The 18,150-nt window shown below is 57.7% G+C and carries 26 protein-coding genes and 1 tRNA gene; 22 read left to right on the top strand and 5 right to left on the bottom strand.

Annotation, left to right across the window (positions count from 1 at the left end; all coding sequences use genetic code 11):
- The first annotated feature begins 11 nt into the window (after window positions 1-11).
- Window positions 12-88, top strand: a tRNA-Ile gene (locus U862_RS0100695).
- 120 nt (window positions 89-208) lie between these two features.
- Here the strand turns inward: U862_RS0100695 and U862_RS0100690 are convergent.
- Both U862_RS0100690 and U862_RS0100685 read right to left on the bottom strand, forming a co-directional pair.
- A complete protein-coding gene (locus U862_RS0100690; RefSeq protein WP_025108640.1) occupies window positions 209-1,273 on the bottom strand; it encodes a tyrosine-type recombinase/integrase in 1,065 nt (354 codons plus the stop codon).
- Window positions 1,274-1,289: 16 nt separating this feature from the next.
- Window positions 1,290-1,538: a helix-turn-helix transcriptional regulator gene (locus U862_RS0100685; RefSeq protein WP_025108639.1), complete on the bottom strand. Its 249-nt coding sequence runs from the start codon at window positions 1,536-1,538 to the stop codon at window positions 1,290-1,292.
- 87 nt (window positions 1,539-1,625) lie between these two features.
- On the opposite strand from U862_RS0100685, the gene U862_RS0100680 reads away from it, so the two are divergent.
- The 7 genes from U862_RS0100680 to U862_RS30720 all read left to right on the top strand — a co-directional run bounded on the left by U862_RS0100680 (window position 1,626) and on the right by U862_RS30720 (window position 7,063).
- Window positions 1,626-1,847 carry a hypothetical protein gene (locus U862_RS0100680; protein ID WP_025108638.1) on the top strand — a complete coding sequence of 74 codons (222 nt, stop codon included), beginning with the start codon at window positions 1,626-1,628 and terminating at the stop codon, window positions 1,845-1,847.
- Window positions 1,848-1,857: 10 nt separating this feature from the next.
- Window positions 1,858-4,512, top strand: coding sequence for a toprim domain-containing protein (locus U862_RS0100675; RefSeq protein ID WP_025108637.1), 2,655 nt, complete (start codon window positions 1,858-1,860; stop codon window positions 4,510-4,512).
- Window positions 4,513-4,981: 469 nt separating this feature from the next.
- On the top strand, window positions 4,982-5,275 hold the full coding sequence (locus U862_RS0100670) for a hypothetical protein (protein ID WP_025108636.1): 294 nt from the start codon (window positions 4,982-4,984) through the stop codon (window positions 5,273-5,275).
- 13 nt (window positions 5,276-5,288) lie between these two features.
- On the top strand, window positions 5,289-5,540 hold the full coding sequence (locus U862_RS0100665; RefSeq protein ID WP_025108635.1) for a hypothetical protein: 252 nt from the start codon (window positions 5,289-5,291) through the stop codon (window positions 5,538-5,540).
- Between the two features lie 340 nt (window positions 5,541-5,880).
- A complete protein-coding gene (locus U862_RS31310; RefSeq protein WP_029977373.1) occupies window positions 5,881-6,102 on the top strand; it encodes an Arc family DNA-binding protein in 222 nt (73 codons plus the stop codon).
- Window positions 6,096-6,338, top strand: a complete 243-nt coding sequence (locus U862_RS0100650) for a hypothetical protein (protein ID WP_025108633.1) — start codon at window positions 6,096-6,098, stop codon at window positions 6,336-6,338. The genes U862_RS31310 and U862_RS0100650 overlap by 7 nt, the downstream gene beginning before the upstream one ends.
- A gap of 512 nt (window positions 6,339-6,850) precedes the next feature.
- A complete protein-coding gene (locus tag U862_RS30720; RefSeq protein WP_025108632.1) occupies window positions 6,851-7,063 on the top strand; it encodes a hypothetical protein in 213 nt (70 codons plus the stop codon).
- Here U862_RS30720 and U862_RS29310 read toward each other — a convergent pair.
- Genes U862_RS29310 through U862_RS0100635 form a run of 3 tightly spaced genes read right to left on the bottom strand, consistent with a single transcriptional unit; the run spans window position 7,039 to window position 10,170 of the window.
- Entirely contained in the window at window positions 7,039-7,296 is a 258-nt protein-coding gene (locus U862_RS29310) for an ogr/Delta-like zinc finger family protein (RefSeq protein ID WP_081794829.1), read from the bottom strand. The two genes, U862_RS30720 and U862_RS29310, sit on opposite strands and share 25 nt — an antisense overlap.
- Before the next feature lie 53 nt (window positions 7,297-7,349).
- A complete protein-coding gene (locus U862_RS0100640; protein ID WP_029977372.1) occupies window positions 7,350-8,189 on the bottom strand; it encodes a phage portal protein in 840 nt (279 codons plus the stop codon).
- Window positions 8,128-10,170, bottom strand: coding sequence for a terminase large subunit domain-containing protein (locus tag U862_RS0100635; protein ID WP_025108630.1), 2,043 nt, complete (start codon window positions 10,168-10,170; stop codon window positions 8,128-8,130). Before U862_RS0100635 ends, U862_RS0100640 begins: the two co-directional genes overlap by 62 nt.
- 162 nt (window positions 10,171-10,332) lie before the next feature.
- Between U862_RS0100635 and U862_RS0100630 the strand changes: the two genes are divergently transcribed.
- The 14 genes from U862_RS0100630 (at window position 10,333) to U862_RS31345 (ending at window position 18,148) form a co-directional block, all read left to right on the top strand.
- Entirely contained in the window at window positions 10,333-11,250 is a 918-nt protein-coding gene (locus U862_RS0100630) for a GPO family capsid scaffolding protein (RefSeq protein ID WP_025108629.1), read from the top strand.
- Between the two features lie 2 nt (window positions 11,251-11,252).
- Window positions 11,253-12,275 (top strand): phage major capsid protein, P2 family, encoded by a 1,023-nt coding sequence (locus U862_RS0100625; protein WP_049827971.1) that lies wholly within the window; start codon window positions 11,253-11,255, stop codon window positions 12,273-12,275.
- Window positions 12,272-12,991 (top strand): phage terminase small subunit, encoded by a 720-nt coding sequence (gpM, locus tag U862_RS0100620; protein ID WP_025108627.1) that lies wholly within the window; start codon window positions 12,272-12,274, stop codon window positions 12,989-12,991. Before U862_RS0100625 ends, gpM begins: the two co-directional genes overlap by 4 nt.
- Window positions 12,992-13,089: 98 nt before the next feature.
- A complete protein-coding gene (locus tag U862_RS0100615) occupies window positions 13,090-13,551 on the top strand; it encodes a head completion/stabilization protein (RefSeq protein ID WP_025108626.1) in 462 nt (153 codons plus the stop codon).
- Complete coding sequence (locus U862_RS0100610) at window positions 13,548-13,991, top strand: phage tail protein (RefSeq protein WP_025108625.1); 444 nt, start codon at window positions 13,548-13,550, stop codon at window positions 13,989-13,991. The genes U862_RS0100615 and U862_RS0100610 overlap by 4 nt, the downstream gene beginning before the upstream one ends.
- Window positions 13,981-14,649 (top strand): phage virion morphogenesis protein, encoded by a 669-nt coding sequence (locus tag U862_RS0100605; RefSeq protein WP_025108624.1) that lies wholly within the window; start codon window positions 13,981-13,983, stop codon window positions 14,647-14,649. The genes U862_RS0100610 and U862_RS0100605 overlap by 11 nt, the downstream gene beginning before the upstream one ends.
- A 14-nt stretch (window positions 14,650-14,663) precedes the next feature.
- Complete coding sequence (locus tag U862_RS0100600) at window positions 14,664-15,776, top strand: DUF2586 domain-containing protein (RefSeq protein ID WP_025108623.1); 1,113 nt, start codon at window positions 14,664-14,666, stop codon at window positions 15,774-15,776.
- Between the two features lie 4 nt (window positions 15,777-15,780).
- Entirely contained in the window at window positions 15,781-16,233 is a 453-nt protein-coding gene (locus U862_RS0100595) for a phage protein (RefSeq protein ID WP_025108622.1), read from the top strand.
- Window positions 16,233-16,442 carry a TraR/DksA family transcriptional regulator gene (locus tag U862_RS0100590; RefSeq protein WP_025108621.1) on the top strand — a complete coding sequence of 70 codons (210 nt, stop codon included), beginning with the start codon at window positions 16,233-16,235 and terminating at the stop codon, window positions 16,440-16,442. The genes U862_RS0100595 and U862_RS0100590 overlap by 1 nt, the downstream gene beginning before the upstream one ends.
- Window positions 16,442-16,648 (top strand): hypothetical protein, encoded by a 207-nt coding sequence (locus U862_RS0100585; RefSeq protein WP_025108620.1) that lies wholly within the window; start codon window positions 16,442-16,444, stop codon window positions 16,646-16,648. The genes U862_RS0100590 and U862_RS0100585 overlap by 1 nt, the downstream gene beginning before the upstream one ends.
- A complete protein-coding gene (locus U862_RS0100580) occupies window positions 16,645-17,172 on the top strand; it encodes a lysozyme (RefSeq protein ID WP_025108619.1) in 528 nt (175 codons plus the stop codon). Before U862_RS0100585 ends, U862_RS0100580 begins: the two co-directional genes overlap by 4 nt.
- Window positions 17,169-17,660 carry a lysis system i-spanin subunit Rz gene (locus tag U862_RS0100575; protein WP_025108618.1) on the top strand — a complete coding sequence of 164 codons (492 nt, stop codon included), beginning with the start codon at window positions 17,169-17,171 and terminating at the stop codon, window positions 17,658-17,660. Before U862_RS0100580 ends, U862_RS0100575 begins: the two co-directional genes overlap by 4 nt.
- Window positions 17,661-17,693: 33 nt before the next feature.
- Complete coding sequence (locus tag U862_RS0100570; protein ID WP_025108617.1) at window positions 17,694-17,984, top strand: putative phage tail assembly chaperone; 291 nt, start codon at window positions 17,694-17,696, stop codon at window positions 17,982-17,984.
- Window positions 17,985-18,007: 23 nt separating this feature from the next.
- Entirely contained in the window at window positions 18,008-18,148 is a 141-nt protein-coding gene (locus tag U862_RS31345; protein WP_371262548.1) for a hypothetical protein, read from the top strand.
- Window positions 18,149-18,150 lie beyond the last annotated feature (2 nt).

The raw sequence follows: 18,150 nt of genomic DNA, 5'->3' as shown, positions 1-18,150 counted from the left end.
CGACCTACTGAGGGCCTATAGCTCAGTTGGTTAGAGCAGAGGACTCATAATCCTTTGGTCCACGGTTCAAGTCCGTGTGGGCCCACCATCTTCAAAGCCGCGCACTGCGCGGCTTTTGTCGTTTTTGGCACCTGAAAAAATCAGCCGGCTGATTTGCACAAAATGCGTTCCGTCCAAAATTCGTCCAATTCCAGTTTTGGACGGACGTTTACGCTACCTCGGCGACCGCTTGTTTCGTTTCCAAGAGGCTGGCCAGCGGATTCAGATTGACGACCTCGGCCAAGTGTCCTGGGCTGAAGTGAGCATACTTTTGAGTCATAGCTAACGTCGCATGCCCAAGCACTTTTTGAAGCGTCAGGATGTCCCCGCCATTCATCATGTAGTGTGATGCGAATGTATGCCGAAGGACGTGCGTCATCTGACCATCAGGCAGCTCTAACCCGATCGCGTCGACGCTTCGCCGAAAGGTGATGTAGCAAGGTCTGAAAGGCAGTGCGGCTTTCAACCGTTCCTCAAGCCGTTTCGAGATTGGCACCGATCGGTTCTTGCTGGATTTCGTCCGGCTGTAATGCACCATCCGATTACGCACCTGGCGCGGCTGTAACGTCTCCGCCTCGCCCCATCTCGCACCGGTGGCCAGACACACTTCAGCTATCAACCCGGCGTCTGAATCCCGCGTAGCCAGGTCGCCCAACAATTGCTGAATTTGTTCGGCCAGCAGGTAGGCCATCTCCGTTTCATCGAACTTCAGTTTGCGCACTTTGCCAAGCGGGTTGTCGGCGTCCCACTCCCCCAGCCTGGCCAGCTCGTTGAATACAGCACGCAAATACGTCAGCTCATGATTCAACATGTTTGCGCTGATGGGCTTCGGATCCGCGCCGCCCTTGGAGTAACCAGTGCCTGGCGTCGTCCTGGAATGCTTCCCCTCAGCACGTTCGGCGCGGTACTGCGCAAAGTGGGCTGACGTGAATTTATGCGCCTTCGGGTTCCCCATTCGATTGACCATGCTGACCAATAACGCCAGGCGTTGTTTGCCGGTCTTCAGGTTTTGCCCATGGACGACATACCAGCGATTAACCAGATCGAGCATCGATCGGCCGTCGTGCTTGGAAGGCTTTACCGCCCTCCCCGACGCCGCGTCCCCCATGACTTTGCTGTGATAGTGGGTCGCTTCGTTTTTGGTGGGGAAAATCCGACGGGTCCTGTAGCCGTAGCTACCGTCTGGACGGCAGTCGACCTCATAACGGCCATCAGCGAGTTTCTTTATCGGCATGGCGTCGAATCCGGCATCACTGACCGATCACAGGGCTTATCTGGCCCGCCTCAGGTGCGACCTCATCAGTCACCAGCCACAGCGCATACTTTTTGAACCTTGGATGCATGGTGACCTTTAGCAGCTCGATCGAGCTAACGGACTTGCTCCGGCCGTACTCATAGCCCTTCCAAGTATCCATTTTGACGCCGGTGAGTTCACAAATTTCAGTTTGTGTCAGTCGCTCTGTCAGCCGCACTTCCTTGAGCTTGCTTCCTAAATCCATGAGGACCCCTTGATTTTGTGTATGTACATACATATTCTGTGGATGCAGATACATATCTGCTGCATATATACCCACGGAGCTTATCAAATGCAGATCACGATCGACACGCCCTACACCACTGTCAGAGAACTGGCCCGGCGCTCCGGCCAGTCGGAACGAGCTATCCGGAACGACATCGAGCGCGGCCGGATCCTCATTCGTGAAAAGGCCGAAGGTTCCAAAGAAGCGGTGCTGATCAACATGCTCGCCTTGGCCATCGAAGCGGCTCAGCAGGCAGAGCGTGTTATGTCCGCATCGGCAAAGCGCTGAGGGGCTGGAAATGCAATTCGAAGATATCTACCGCTTGGAAGTGGTCGAAGCTCTGGAGCGTGACAACGACCTGGACTTCAAAGACATCGGCAAAACCTACTTTCAAAAAGGTGTTTGTCCTGGGTGTGGGGAACGCACCCTGTACATCGCTCGAAAGCAGCCATATCAGCTCAAGTGCAATCGCTTGAACCATTGCCAATTCGAGGAAAAAACCCGAGAACGCTACAGCCACCTATTCGAAAACCTCAGTGAGCGATTCCCTCGTACCGAGCTGAATCCAAACGCGACGGCCGACGCTTACCTACAGCGTAATCGCGGCTTTGATATCAGCAAGATGACGGGCTGGTATGAACAAGGCCGTCGTCCGATGAAGGACGGCCAATGGGCTGACACTGTCCGGTTTCCGCTATGCAATGGTCATTGGGAACGCATCATTGACGTCACCATGGTCAAGGCGAACGAGGGAGATAAAGCCGGGATCAAAAAGGGGATGGACTACAAGGGCGGATGCTGGGTCCCGCCAGGAATGACCATCGAGCCAAACGATACCGTTTATATCGTTGAAGGCATCTTCCACGCGATCGCCTTGTTCCTTGCCGGCTACAAGGCCGTCGCCTCAATCTCAGCCAATAACTTTCCTTGGAATCTGATCGAGGAACACAAGGGTAAGAAAGTCCGCTGGGTCATCGCTCTGGACGACGACGCCGCCGGTCACTCAGTCATTCCGAAATACCGCAGTCAGTTGCACGCCAAAGAAGAAAAGGCATGGGTAGCGCTCGCCGGCGCAGATCGCGATTGGGACGATGTTTACCGTGATGGCCAACTGAATGACGACTTCATGCGGGAAGCCTGCTACCAGGGCCGCTTGTTCGTGGCGGTCAGCGCCGCCAAAAAAGCGTTTCTTCTTTACCTCAAACGGCCGCGCAGCTTCTTCCTGGTCGAATTTCAGAATCGTCTCTACTCCGCCAAGATCAACACCGACGAACTGAACAAGGATCTGGACGGCGATAACGTGAACGGCCACTGGCCGAAGTTCGAAAAGCATTGCGACATGAAGCAAGTGGCCAACTGCGTTCCGCACTTTGAGTACATCCAGCGAGACGCCATCACCGGCGACCAGCAGTTCTTTTTTCAATTCAACTTTCCTAACTCCGCACAGAACTGCAAGGAGCCGCTAGCGCCTAACTCCATTGGGGATCCCCGCAGCTTCGCCAAATCTTTGCTGGAGCGCACACCGGGCGGCAACTTCGAAGGCGGTGAAAAGGTGCTGGCCATGCTGCGCAGTAAGTGGCTGGACAATGCGCTTACCGTCCGATCGCTGCCCTTCGTTGGGTATGACGCGGCGAGCAAGACCTACTGCTATCAGAAGTTCGGCTACCACAAAGGCCGAGAGTATCTCGCCAATGATCACGGTTATCTGGAGGTGGGCAAGACCGGCCTGAAAACCTCACTCAACAGCCTGGTGATCGCTCGCGGTAACCCATTCGACCCAAGCTGGTTTTCCGACTTTTTCGCCGTGCACCATTTGAATGGACTGGCGGCGTTATCGTGGTGGACCGCAACACTGTTTGTTCAGCAGATCCGCAGCAAGCAAGAGTCGTGGCCGTTTCTGGAACTGACCGGTGACGCCGGTGCAGGTAAATCTAGTTTGCTCAGGTTTCTGTGGCGCCTGTTCGGCCGATCCAACTATGAGGGCATCAAGCCCAACAGTACCGGCGCCAGTGCGATTGGTTTGACCCGCGCCCTGTCGCAAGTGAGCAATTTGCCAGTAGTGCTGATCGAATCGGACAGCCAGTCTGTCGACGCGCAAGGCCGCACGGTCGTCAGTCAGTACAACTGGGAAATCTGGAAACAATTGTTCGACCACAACGCTACGTTGCGAACGGTTGGCGTGAAGTCCTCGAGCAACGACACCGACAGCCTGGTTTTCCTCGCCGCTCTGTGCATCGCACAGAACGCCAGTGTGGAAGGCTCGGAGCCGATCCTGACGCGTATCAGCCACTACCACGCAACTAGGGCACACCACACCCCAGCGTTAAAAGTCCTGGCCGTACGCCTGAATAGTCTGCCAGTGGAGCACTTGGCGGGGTATCTAGGCCATTGCATAGGGCAAGAGTCGGAATGGCTTCGGCGCTACTTCGATGCCTTTGCGGAGTACGAACAATGCCTACAAGCCAATACGGCAATCCAGCATCAGCGGATTGTGCTGTGTCACGCACAGATGATGGCAGCAGCCAAAGCCACTCAGGCGCTGTTTCCCGAGTGGAGCGACGACACCCTCGACCAACTGATCAAACACATCGAACGGCGCGCGATTGACCGCCAGCAGCGCGTCAGCACTGAGAACCCAACAGCCGGGCGCTTCTGGCAGATCTATCACTACCTGAACGAGCGGACGATGTTCATCAGCGACAAGGATGGGGATCGCGATGTCACGCAGGAAACGCTCAATCACAGTGCAGACAAAGATCTGATCGCGATCAACATCGAACACTTCCACAACGCTTGCCGTTTGGCTGGCCAAGAAGTCATTCACGCGACCCAATTGCACCGCGCTTTGCCGCTCAGCTCCACCCACACGTTCATCGAAACCCGCAAAGTCCGATCGGTCATCGAGAAACGCTCGCTCAACTGCTGGTTGTTCCGGAAGGGGAGCAAATCGTGAAAAACGTCGTAGGAGTTAAACCAGGTGCGTGGGGGGACACCCCTAGTTTTGTGCAAATGCGTGTGTGGCCACTGACTGGCAGGAACATCTGGAACATAAATATCTATAAGAAAAATATCTATAAAAAACAGATAGATAAACAGCATCAGCCCACCACCACAGACCGGAACAAACCGGAACACACCGGAACAACTTTCCAATCGGTGTTCCGGAAGTGTTCCGCCATGGGCGATTGCTGGAACAACCCGCAAAGCCTTTTGCACCAAGGGCTACAGCGTTTTTTTCGAAATTGGCGTTCCGCAATGTTCCGGTTATCCGTTCCACCGCAAAGCCGCGCTGAGAGCCCCGTAAACCGAGGGTTCCCGGTCATTAACTTTTAATTGTTCCGGATGTTCCGAGGTACGACGGGGCACACGCGACATTTCATCTGGCGCGGCCTGACTCAACCAGTAAAACAAGGAGCAACACCATGCAAGTACAAGTCATCACCGGCACCCAAGGCACCGGCAAAACTACCCAGTTACGAGCCATTCAAGCCGAACTGAAAAAGCAGGGGATCGAGGCGCCAATCATCGTGGGCGAACAATGCACAACGCCGTACTTCGTCAATCAAATTGCGGCCAAAGCCATGGCAGGCGACAAGCATTTCCTGGCAGACGACTGCACGCAGTTTCAAATCAAAGCTGCGATGGATCTGGAAGCACAGGGTATTCATTCGGGGATCCCATCGGACTTTGCGGTTCACCTAGTACGCCAGGCTTAAGGAGAGGACAGTCGTGATCATTCGCTACGTTGCCAACCACCTGCCCGGCGAACTGCCGTTACCGACCAGCTATGTCGACCAACGCTCCCCCGAAGACTTGGCCGAGCTTGCAGCAGCCGCACATTGGAGGGATCACCCGGAAGACACGCCGACGTTCGTCACGGTCGTGCATATGCGCGACGTTGATGGCCATGACCTGGGATTGTTTGAAGTGCGCTGTGAACAGCGCCCGGTATTCACAGCAAGCCAATTGCGGCAAGCGTGAGAGAGACGGTGTCGAGGAGTTCGCACCTCCCCGACACCAACCACCACAAAAGGAGCAACACCATGCAAGCACAGCACCCAAGCAGCAGCGGAAGCAAGGCTATCACACAGCCAAAGCGAGGCAGCAGTACCTTTATCCCCCCTCGCCAATTGTTGGCTACGGCGGTTATAGGCGCTGCCCTTATCGGGTACGTGGTTCACAAAACCCCTGACGCCCGACAACGGCTTGAAAGCCTTACGGCAAGGGCACACACCCTTGGCGACCTGTCCGATCGTGACGCAGACGTTATCGCACAGCTACTCGCAAAACCGGCCACACAAATACAGAAAGGAACTACCAAATGAGTGATTCTCGCGAGCAAGACAAATTCGTGGTCCGCCTACCGGAAGGATTGCGTCCTGAAATTGCGGCGACCGCTAGGACCAACAATCGCAGCATGAATGGGGAAATCATTTCTCGCCTGCAGCAATCGCTCGCCTACGAACAGTTGGCGCAACAGCAGAGCCAGTTGATCAGCCAATTGCTCAAGCGCATCAGCACGCTGGAGGCCGAGCCATGCTGATCGACGGCCAGTTTGTCGCAGTTAGCGAGAAAGAGTATGACGACGCTCGAAAACAGGCAGAGCTACCAGTCAGCTTTCATATGGTGGAAGCTACCGCCCTACTCCACCACAACACAGGGAACGGTATCGCACAGATCCGCTTGCCAGAGGGACTTGTAGTTGCCGCCTTCGAAGATCCGCAAGGACTTCGCCGCTATGGTGTTGTAACCCTCCCTTTGCCTTGCAATAAATCGTAATAATTTTAGCGGCTAAAAACCGCACTGACCTGCTGACTCAGAAGGGCGCTACGGCGCCCTTTTGTTTGCGTTCAAAGTCACTTTAGAACACTGATAATATTGTTTCTTGACATACATGAAAACACACTTTCATGCAGATCAGCCTAGCCACAGTCCACGACACAAAAAATCAAATTACAGTAAAACGCCGCAAGAGTTTAGCTATACATAACCGACAACAGCCAATATCAACTAACAAACACTGCTTGAGAAGCGACTGAGCACGCATCAGCCTTATGTAGCGTCGCATACACGAATCTATAAAGTCATGCATGCCCACTTGAACTAATGGCCTTTTGCAATGTCACAAAAGGCCCCTTCTTCCGGGCCTCCAATGAGGGTTCCAGAGGGAATTGCGCTAGCTTTTGGGTAGGACAGATAGTTCAAAAAGCCACCAAAATACTATTTGACAATCTATTTTTTAAATTCGTAAAGTGCGCCGCAATTGATCCGCCCAGCATGGAGCCGAAGTAATGGACGAGCGCATAATCATCAACACACGGGACATCTTAGAAGAAGTCGCAAAAGTAATAATGTCATTAAGCGTCTCAGTTGGTGCTCGACCACTGAACGAAGAGGAAAGCGGTGGTGTTGTAGCGACCATGACTTGGAGCCATGGCCGATTATTGGAGTGCTCAAAAGAACTCTCGGAGTTATTTAATCAGACAGGCAATGAATTAAGCTGATCGAATAACTGTTGCTGCTGAGCAATCGGCATTGTCCTTAGTCGGTCGAAAATCAACTGGTCGACCGACTGGGCAGAGGGACGTAAAGGGTGTGAATAGGTAAGGCTCATCACGAACGTATGCCCGCAACGTGCGTTGAGACATTGGCAGTACAGCTTTGCATATTCCACGTTCATGTTCTCCCGCGAGCTAATCCGAGCCTTACCCCCACAATCTCTACAAATGATCCGCATTGCGCCCCTTCCCCGACGGTGTATGTACATACACTATTCTACGTGATGCAACCTCAGTTCGCTGTGCCAGGTTCTGCTGGATCACGCCATCCGAATCGCCGATCCGCGCGTAGTGAATCATTCAACTGATCGAACAGCTGGCAGATAGGGCGAATCTCGTTGCTGGTGTACACGCGATCGATCTTTTCAATGTCGCCAAAACCGCCGGTGTTCTCCGGGATGATACCGGCCAGTGCGGGGTTCATCCGCCAGGCCGCAATGACATCGTTTCGGGTGATGTTCTTCACCTTTTCCAGCTCGTCTTTCGCCTGAAAGTCGCCGACCGGGATGATCTGAATAGCGTTTTCTTTGCCGTTGGGGATGTTGACGAACATCGAGCGGAAGTTGCCCACGCCCTTGCTGGCGCTGATCTGGGCGCGCAACTCGTCTTCGTCCTCTTCGGTCAGGTCGGGGTCGTTGGTGTAGAAGATGTAACCGGCGTGCGCGCCGTTGCTGTAGTAGCGACGGCGGAAGAGGGTCGCGGCCTCATTCAGCAGCAACGCCTGTAGACCGCCCAGGTAGTCCGGAATCCCATAGATGTTCTGTTCCACGTCGTAGTCCAGGACGTGGGAGATCTCGTGCTGTTCGAACTCCATTTCCTTGTTGTCCGGCAGAAGCATCACATAGCCTCCATCCACTTTAACGCGCATGTTTATGGCCGGGAGGTGCTGCAGCTCCAGCACCTGGCCGAATGCATTGGTGTCGTTGTAGAAGTAGGCTTCACCGAACACCATGTAGTCGAGGCCTGCACGGCCCATCGTTTCCGTACTGCAGCCATCTGAGGCGATGAACTCACGCAGCAACAGGTTGCGCTTGAACTTCGGAATGGCGCCATGGTGAGCGTTGGCACGCAGCAGCTTGGCCAGCCCAGCCCGTGATACCGGGGGCTTGTAGATCTTGCCGTCGTCGCTGGGGAACACGCCCACGTACTCGCCGATGTTGCCGGACAACACCTGCTCCGGCTCCCCGAACGTAAACGAGCGCATCGGCTGTTGCTGTGGTTGGGCTACGTGGTGCTTTCTGCGTTTGCGGTTGGCCATGGCTGCTCTGGTTACTCGTGACGTAGCGGCTACGGCGCCGCTTGTTGGTGTTCAAAGGTTCGTTGGACAGGGCGTGCATCACCGCCCAGGCAATGTCGGCGTGTCCGGTGGCCTCGGTGCGAGATGCGCTGTAAGTGATCTGGCCGCTGTTGGTGGCGCCGCGCTTGATGGTCAAGAACGCCTGGGCGATGTCCGTCCAGCCGGCGTCCCACTCGATACGACTGCCTTGAATCGTGTCCTGGGCTTTCAATACCAAGGCGTTTTTCGCTTCCAGGCTGTAATGAATCGGTGTCGCCTTGGCGTAGAAGTCGCGCACCAGATCGAACACGCCGTAACCCACGCCGGTGACATCGATACCGATGTGCTGCACATTGAAGCGCTCGGTCAGCTTCTTGACCTGCGCGGCCTGGTAGGTGAACGAGTGCCCCCGCCAGCTGTGCTTTTCTAGTATCCGGAACTTCGCCCCGGGTTCGAGCGGCGGCGCAATGACCACGCAGGTGGCGTCGTCGCGGGTGCGGCTCGGGTCGTAGCCCAGCCAGACCGGGCTGTTGCCGAACGGGCGATCCAGATCCGGGTTGTAGTCCTCCCACAACGACAGATCCGAGTAGCAACGCTCCAGATCCTTGAGGCTGAACGCGCTTTGGGTGCTGTCGATGAATTTGCAGTAGAACAGCTGCTGGAACTTGTCTTCGTCGTACTCCAGCTGCAACTGCTCCAGGTCGAACAGATCGCAGCCGCCGGCGATCGCATCGTCCAGGGTGATCGTCTTGCGCCACTGGCCGTCCGGACACAGCGCGCCCTGCGTGTAGGCCGCTTCACTCGGCCATTCGCCGCCAGCTTTTTTGCCGCGCTTGCTGTTGCGGAATTCGTCGCCCGACCAGAACGGATACGCCTGATGCGATACCGCGCTGGGCGTCGAAAAGTAGGTTTTGCGCCATTTTTTGTGGGTGCCCATGGCGCTCGCCACGGTGCTGAGTTTTTCGAAGTCGCGGATCCAGAAGTATTCGTCCACGTAGACGTGCCCGTGGTAGCCCTGGGCGGTGCTGCTGTTGGTGCTGAGAAAACGCAGCTCGGCGCCGTTGCTCAGGGTGATCGGGTTGCCGGTCAGCTCGATGCCGAACCACTGCTGGGCAAACTGGATGATGTAGCTGCGGAAGATCTCCGACTGCGATCGGCTGGCTGACAGAAACACCTGGTTGTCACCGCTCAACACGGCGTCCATGAACGCTTCGCCGGCGAAGTAGTAGGTCAGACCGACCTGACGGCTCTTCAGAATGTTCCGGACACGGCGGGTCAGCGGGTTCTGTTTCGCCTCGAACAGCTCTTTCTGGTAGCCGTACATTTTCGAGATGAACTTATCCAGGAAGTCCACTTCGGTCAGACCGCTGATGTCGTTCTTGGCCTTCTTTTCGCGCTTCTTGCCGCCGCCCTCGCCACGCTCACGGCGTTGACCAGGCTGACGTTCGCGAGACTCGTCCGGACTGTCTAACGGCGCCGCCGGCGCCGGTTTGGCCGATTGCTTTATCAGGCGTTCGCGCAGGGTGGTCAGGCGCTCCAGCTCGTCGAGTTCGCCCTTTGAAAGGGTCTCGACCTTCTCCAGGATCAGAGTGATTCGCCGGCTGACGGCGCTCAACGGTTCTTCATCCGTCAACATCTCGTCCCAGCATCCCTGGCGGATCCAGTAGTAGACGATGCGGATGTTTGGCAGCTTCAAGTGCGCCTGAATTTCCTTCACCGAACAGCGGCGCAGATAAAGGCGTTTTGCAGCTTCTTTGACTTCGGTCGGGTAGTTCATGGGCCGCAGTCTATGCGGCGAAAAGCTCACAAACGCGATGGAAAATTCCGCAAACCTCCTACTTTTGACAAATAGGAGAAGTTCGAATTTGAACCGTTTGTTTGGTAGTAAACGCCTCCCTATCGTGGCGGCTCATTCAACGATTGAGCGCAGTCAACACTCATGCCCCGTTCCCTTGTTTCGTTCTGGAAACGAGTCGCCACCAGCGGCCCGACCGTCGATGGTCGCGAGATCCTTCCCCAGGAACTGCGCGATATCGCTGAAACGTACAAACCAGCTACTTACACCGCCGTCATTTGGTGCGACCACGAGCGTTGGCCAGGCTCCCACGGCACCGTCTTTGCGGTTCGCCTCATTGAAGACGCTGACGACTTGGCGCCTGGTCAAGTCGCGCTTGAAGCGCAGTTGAAGCCCAACAACAAACTGCTGTGGCTCAACGACCAGGGCGAAAAGCTGTTCACCAGTATCGAAATCACCCCGAATTTTGCCCAGACCGGCAAGGCATATCTGACGGGTCTCGGGGTAACTGACCAGCCGGCCAGCCTTGGTACTCAAGAACTCTACTTCTCTAACAAATCGTCCCGAAGCGCGTACTACGCCGCATCCGTTGAGCTTGGCCCCCTCAATGACAGCAAGCCCGACGGCGAGGCCAATAAGTTCGTCGCGTTGTTCGCAGGGCTGCTCAAGCGCTTCGGCATCGAAGAAGCCCCCGAATCCCCGCAAACCCCAACCGAGAGCAAACCCCCAATGGATGAAGCTACAGCCAAGGCGATTCAAGCCCTGATTGAGCAGCAGTTGATCGTGACCGCTGGTCTGCAGGCACTGGTCGACAGCTTTGCAGAGGCTCCGCCGGAGCCAGAACAGCAGCCGATCGATGACGTGCAGTCTGCCGTCGACGACATCATCTCTACCGCCGAAGAAGAGAAGCAACTGAGCCGCCGGAAGAATGGCAATCACGCGCTGGCTGAAAGTTTTGCCAAGCTGCAAAAGCAGTTTGACGCGCTGCAGAACACCGGCACCCGTCGCAACCTTCCGCGTGTACATGGCGCGGCTGACAAATCCAAACCACGGGTACTCTGACCATGGCTGCTCACTCCCTGAGCGCCTATGGCGCGAAAATGTATGCCGAGCTGCAGCTTGCCCTCGCCGAGACCTACGGCGTCGACCTGGCCAGCAAACAGTTCAGTGTGGAACCGTCGGTAGCTCAAGAGCTTAACGACGCCATCACGGCAAAATCGGACTTCCTCTCGCGTATCAACGTCATCGGCGTGAGCGAGATCAAGGGTCAAAAGGTTTTCCTTGGAGTGTCCGGCCCGGTCACTGGTCGCACCAACACCAAGACCACCGACCGCGAAGCGAAAGATGCATCCGCGCTCGATGACAGCACCTACGAACTGTCGTCGACCGAATCGGACGTGGGCCTGCCCTACGCGAAGATCGATGCCTGGGCCAAGTTCCCGGACTTCCACAAACGCTATTCCGATGCCGTTCAGAAGCAAATCGCCCTGGATCGCATCATGGTCGGTTTCCACGGCACCCACGCGGCAGCGCAGACCGACATCGGCGCCTATCCGATGCTGCAGGACGTGAACAAAGGCTGGCTGCAGCAACTGCGCGAACAGGCGCCGCAACAGGTACTCAAGGAAGGCAAGACCCCGGGCAAGGTCACCATGGGGCCGAATGGTGATTACGAGAACCTGGACGCGCTGGTGCATGACACCAAGCAGATGGTGGACGAACGCCTGCGCGATGGCGGCGACCTGGTGGCGATCATCGGCACCGACCTGCTGGCCGCTGACAAAGCGAAGCTGTACGCCAAACAGGGCGACACGCCGACCGAGAAAGAGCGCATCGAGGACGCCCAGGTCATCGCCACCTACGGCGGTCTGCCGAGCTTTAGCGTGCCGTTCTTCCCGGTCAACGGTGTGCTGGTCACCAGTTGGGACAACCTGTCGCTGTACTTCCAGGACACGAGCTGGCGCAAGCAAACCGTGGACAACCCGAAACGCTCCCGCGTCGAGGATTACAACAGCCGTAACGAGGGCTACGTGATCGAGCAGCTGGAAAAGATCGCGCTGACCGAAAACGTGGAGCTGGTGAAGTGAGCCTGGCCCTTGCTCATAAGCGCCGCACCTTGGCCCTGGGGAGCGCTGCAGTGATCGCTGCAGCCGCTGCACCGCTGGCGTATTCGCCGGCGGAAGCTTTGAGCAGTCCGGCCAATGCCAAAAAGCATCTGCAGCTGCAGGAAGCCGCGCTGGCTCAAGACCTGGAGCGTCTGAGCGCGATCAAGGGGCTGGCCGGCCGTCAGGCACTCAAGCGTGAGGAACTGCTGCCCAAGTACCAGGACTTTATCCAGCGTTATATGGACTCGGGCCTGGTGATGCCGAATCCGGTCCTGGTGCAGGTGATGGTCTGGCTATTCGACACCGAGCAGTTCGAAGACGGTCTGGAACTGGCGGACTTTGCTATTGAGCAGGGGCAGGAAATGCCGGAGCGCTTCAAGCGTGACGTGCAGACCTTCGTCGCCGACGCGGTGATCGACTGGGCTTTCCGTGAATACAACGCGGAGCGCAGCCCAGAGCCGTACCTGACCAATCTGCTGCCGCGTGTCGACGGCGAATGGGATCTGCCCGAACAGATCCCGAGCAAGTACCACAAATTGATCGGCATGCGCGCCATGGAGGCCGAGCAGTGGGAAACGGCGCTCTGGCATCTGGAGCGTTCAACCGAGCTGTACGCGAAGGCCGGCAACGAGACGCGCATTGCGAAATGCCGCAAGGCGATCGCCAAACAAACACCCGCCACCAACGGCGCCCAATAACCGACTACCCCCCCAGCGGGGAACTGTGGACGTGTGTCTGCCATTCATGGCCAGCCCCACGAAAAACAGTCTCCCCGCCCTAATTTGAGCGGTCAGCAATGAGCTTTTCCGGGAAACCCACCACCATCGTGGAACAGGCGATCGAGAACGACGGCTTCTGGCCGAACCTCTCCGTGGCCGAGTTCCAGAAGGGCTATCGCCTGCCGGCGGAGTTCCTGGGCGACCTGCTGACCGACGCCCTGTTTATCGCTATGGCCGAGGTCAATATCGACCTGGCCAAGCTCAAAACCAGCTGGCTGGCAGCGGGCATCGTTACCGTGAAAACAGCCGATCCGATGCTGCTGCCGGAACGTGCATTCAAAGCCAAGCTGTACAAGCGCGCCGTGTATTGCCGCGCCAAGGCCAGCGCCTTGCAGCAGTTCGCCACCGTGACCCGCCGCGAGAGCGCCGAGAACACCGCCAAGGAAGCGCCCGAGCGTGAAGACACGTTTCTGGCTTTCAGCCAACAGGCGGTGCGTGCGTTGCAGGGCCGTGGCCGCATTACGGCGGTGCTGCTGTGATCAAGCTCAGGGCATTGACCCAGTACCTGCTGGAACGCCAGTTGGTGGCTCCGGAACAGCTCGACAGCTGGACCGACCAGGTGCAAGTCGAACTGGTCTGGAAGCCCGACACCCAGGGCATGCACATGGGTGACATGAACTACGGCGCGACAATCACGATCGAGCGTTTCGCGGATCACCCTGCGCGCCTGTTTGCCTTGGTGGGCAGTTGGCTGGAAACCCACGACCAAGACCGTGACGGTCTGCCCAATGTCGTGTTCGACGTGGTCATGCTCGACAACGATCTGGCCGACGTCGACATCAAGCTTCAGTTCACCGAAGCCCAGTACCTGGCCGAGGATCTAGAAGGCGAGATCGAGGCCTTCGGAAAGACCTGGTCATTCGTGCCATTCGAACTGTGGGTTGCGGAAACCGGCGAGGTGACCGGCCATGGCCTTTGATCTGGACATTCGCGGCATGCTCGAAGCCCAGGATCTGCTGGCTTTGATGGAGTTGCCTACGCCCAAGCGCAAGCGCCTGCTGAACAACGTGGCCAAGCGCGTGCGCAGCCTGAGCCGCCAGCGCATCCGCAACCAGCAGAACCTGGACGGCACACCGTTTGAAGCCCGCAAGGACACGTCCAAGGGCAAGAAAAAGATGGAGGTGGGACTGGGCAAGCTGCTCGATGTCACCCGCCTGAGCGGAAACGAGGCCGAACTGGGCTGGCGTAACACCCTGACCCGCTGGGTTGCCTCGCAGCAACACAACGGCGTATCCGAACGGCGCACCGCCGCGCAGATGCGTGAGTGGAACAAGGTCCCTCCCGGCACCGCAGCCACTGTAAAGCAGGCCAAGAGCCTGCGTCGGTTGGGCTTTAAAACCCGCCAGACCGGCAAAAAGACGCTGACACGCCCATCTGTGGCCTGGATTCAGCAACACCTGAACTACGCCCGGGCGGGATTGTTGATCCGCGTCCTGGACGACCAACCAGCCGAATCTGCCGGCGCGCGAAGCTGGGACATCCGGCTACCTGCACGTCAGTTTCTCGGTGCCAGCGACAGTGAAACCAGCCAGCTGGTGAATCTGGTGCTGCAACAAATCCTTAATTCCCCCCGCTAACGAGGCACCGCTTTATGGCACTCGGCAAAGTCAGCGTTAACAATCTCAACCTCGGCCAGGGTGCCGTGACCGAGATCGAACGCTATTTCCTGTTCATCGGTCCCGCCGCCAAGAACGTCGGCAAGTTGCTCCCGCTGGATACCCAGAGCGATCTGGACATCCAGCTTGGCGTTCCGGTCAGCGACCTGAAAACCCAAATCCTGGCGGCGCGTGCGAACGGCGGCGATCGCTGGGCTTGCGTGGCCGCTCCGATCGCGGATGACATCACCTGGCAACAGGCGCTGGAGAGTGCGACCCGCAGCTATTCCTTCGAAGCGGTGGTAGTCGTCAAGCCGTCGACCACCCAGGCCGAGCTGTCAGCAATGCACGTTGCGGCCACGGAGTTGAGCAACAAACTGGGCCGCCGCATCTTTGTAATGGCTGCCACTGCCGGCATTGCCCCGCAGTTGACCTGGAGCGCCTACGTCGTAGAGCAGAAAGCCATTGTCGACGGCCTGGCTGCGCCTCGGGTTCTGCCGGTACCACAACTGCATGGCAACAACCTGGGGGTTCTGGCCGGTCGTCTGGCCAACGCTTCCGTGAGCGTGGCCGATACGCCGATGCGCGTAGCGACTGGAGCATTAGTGGGCCTGGGCGCTGAGCCCAAGGATCTGGACGGCGTAGCACTGACGTCAGCCGTACTGACCCAACTGGACGCAGCGCGCCTGTCGGTGCCGCAGACCTACCCGGACTATCCCGGCACCTTCTGGGGTGACGGCAATCTGCTGGACGCCCCGGGCAGTGACTTCCAAGTGATCGAAAACCTGCGTGTCGTGGACAAGGCTGCCCGCCGCGTGCGGATCCTACTGATTCGCTATGTGGGCGATCGGAGCCTGAACAGTTCGGCCAACAGCATGGCGACTACCACCTCCAAGCTCATGGCCCCGCTGCGTGCGATGGCCAAGTCCACCAAGTTCGCCGGTCAGGTGTTCCCGGGCGAGATCGAGCAGCCCAAGGACGGCGACATCGTGCTGACCTGGACAAGCAAAACCTCTGTCGTGGCCTACCTCAAGCTGCGCCCCCTCAACTGCCCGAAAGACCTGACCGCAAACATCGCGCTCGATCTTTCCGTAACGGATTCGGAGTAACCCCATGGCCGCAAAAATTGGCGGTAAGAACTTCGACGTGAACCTGGGCGATCTGCTCGTTCACGTAGAGGCCGGCACCCTGGACATCACGGACAACAGCACCGTGGCCCAGACCAAGGGCGTGCCCAACGGCCATGTTGATGGCGATGTCGCTGCAGCGGGCGAACTGGAGCTGGACACCACCAACTTCAATCTGCTGATCGAGCAGGCGAAGACATCCGGCAGTTTCCGTGAGCTGGAGCCGTTCGACATCGTGTTTTTCGCCAAAGCCGGCGAAGAGGAACTGCGCATCGAGGCGTTCGGTTGCAAGGTTCGCGTCTCCAGCCTGCTGAGTATCGATCCCAAGGGCGGCGCGAAGAACACTCACAAGGTGCCTTTCGACGTCACCAGTCCGGACTTCATCAAGATCAACGGTGTGCCGTACCTGGCTGCTGCTGAAATCGAAGGCCTGACGTAATGGTCTGCCCGTTCGATCGTGCGCAGGCTCTGGAGCAGCGACAACGCGACCAAGCCATTGCGGCCCAGTTGGCCAAGCCGCGAGCGAGCGGGCCAAGCCTCACCCATTGCGAGGATTGCGATAAGGAGATCCCGCCAGCGCGCCAGGCACTGGGCGGCATGACCCGTTGCGTCCCTTGCCAAACCCTGACCGAAAAAGGATTTCGCTGATGAGCACGAATCAGGCTGCTCAGGACACCGCCATTGCCGTGGTCAAGGCGTCGCCTGCCATCGGCGTCGCCGCCACTGGTGCGACGGGTGCTGTCGACTGGTCGGCAGTGGCCTACATGCTGACCGCTTTTTACATGGTGCTGCAGATCCTGCTGCTGGTCCCTAAGTACCGCCAGATGCTGCGTGATTGGAAGGCCAAAGTATGAGCCTGCGCAACAAGATCGTCGCCGGCGTTTTGGTGCTCTGCAGCGGCACGTTGACCGCGTTCCTGGGCGACTGGGAAGGCAACGGCCAGAACGTGGTGTATGCCGACAAACTGGCCGGTGGATTGCCGACTGTCTGCAAAGGCATCACCCGCCATACCAGCCCGGATCCGGTTGTGGTCGGTGACTACTGGTCCGATGCGCGTTGCGCCGAGGTTGAAGTCCTGGTCATCGCCAAGGGCCAACTGAGCCTGGCCGACTGCATGACCAATCAGGCGATCGGGCAGAACACGTTCGACGCCTTGAGCAGTCATGGCCACAACTTCGGAGTGCCGACGACGTGCTCGAGCCGTGCCGTGGGCCTGATCAACGCAGGCCACATTACTGAGGGCTGCAAGGCTTTGGCCTGGGCACCCGACGGCAAGACGCCGGTGTGGGCTTATGTGACGGGGGCGGATGGTCGCAAGACCTTTGTCCGTGGTCTGCACAACCGCCGGTTGGCCGAGATGGAGCTATGCCTGAAATGACTCTTTCACCGTTCCGGCTCGCTCTGATCGTGATGCTGATTACCGCCCTGGTGCCCTTGTATTGGTTCATCCGCGTTGTAGATCAACGCGACGAAGCGCTGAAAGACCTTAAAGGCCTGAAATCGGAGGTTGTCCGCCTGCGAGAAGTGGCTCGAATCACTGGCGAGATGCTCGGCGAGCGGGACGCGATCGATCAACGAAACACCAAGGAATTGACCCATGTACGCGATGAAAACCGGCGTCTGCGCCGCGCTGTTGACGACGGTGCTCAGCGGTTGCGGATCCGCGCCACCTGTTCCGCTACCGGCTCTGTGCCCGCCACCTCCAGCACCACCCGCGTGGCTGATGCAGGAACCGCCGAACTCGCAGCAGACGCTCGACCGGATTATTTCACCCTCCGAGATCAGCACGCCCTAAGCCGGCAAATGATCCTCGGATTGCAGCAATACGCCCTTGGCGTGTGCCAGCGAGCGCCGGCACAACACTGACCTTTTGCAACTCAACCTTACGGAAACACCGACATGAGCGAAGTAAACCGCAGCATCACCCTGGAAATGGGCAACTTGGAATTCACCTTCTCCCTGACGCCCCAGGACGTCACCAAGTACTTCAACGCCACGACACAGGCCAACAAGGTCGCCCCGGCCCATAACCTGCTGATGGGCACCGTAAAGCAGGAAGACAAAACCGCGCTCAAGCAATTGCTGGAAAACCCGGTCACCACCATGACCATGGCTGGTGCGTTACTTGAAGAGTACTCGCCAGACGTTCAAGTGATCGTAAAAAAGCCCTCGCCTACGCCGAAGGCCTGACCGAAGACGGGCTAGGCCAGCTACTGGCCTTGACCCAACGCTGGCTGCCTGGCGCTGAACCCACGATCGAGAGTATGGGCAGCGCCAAGTGGCTGGAAGACGAACATTGGAGACGCATGGAAATTGCCGTCGCCAATGGCATTTCCACTGCCTTTAACGGATAACC

The sequence above is a fragment of the Pseudomonas sp. H1h genome (assembly GCF_000633255.1).
GTDB lineage: Bacteria > Pseudomonadota > Gammaproteobacteria > Pseudomonadales > Pseudomonadaceae > Aquipseudomonas.
The sequence above is the reverse complement of the archived record's forward strand: the minus strand, read 5'-3'. Positions and strand labels throughout refer to the sequence as shown.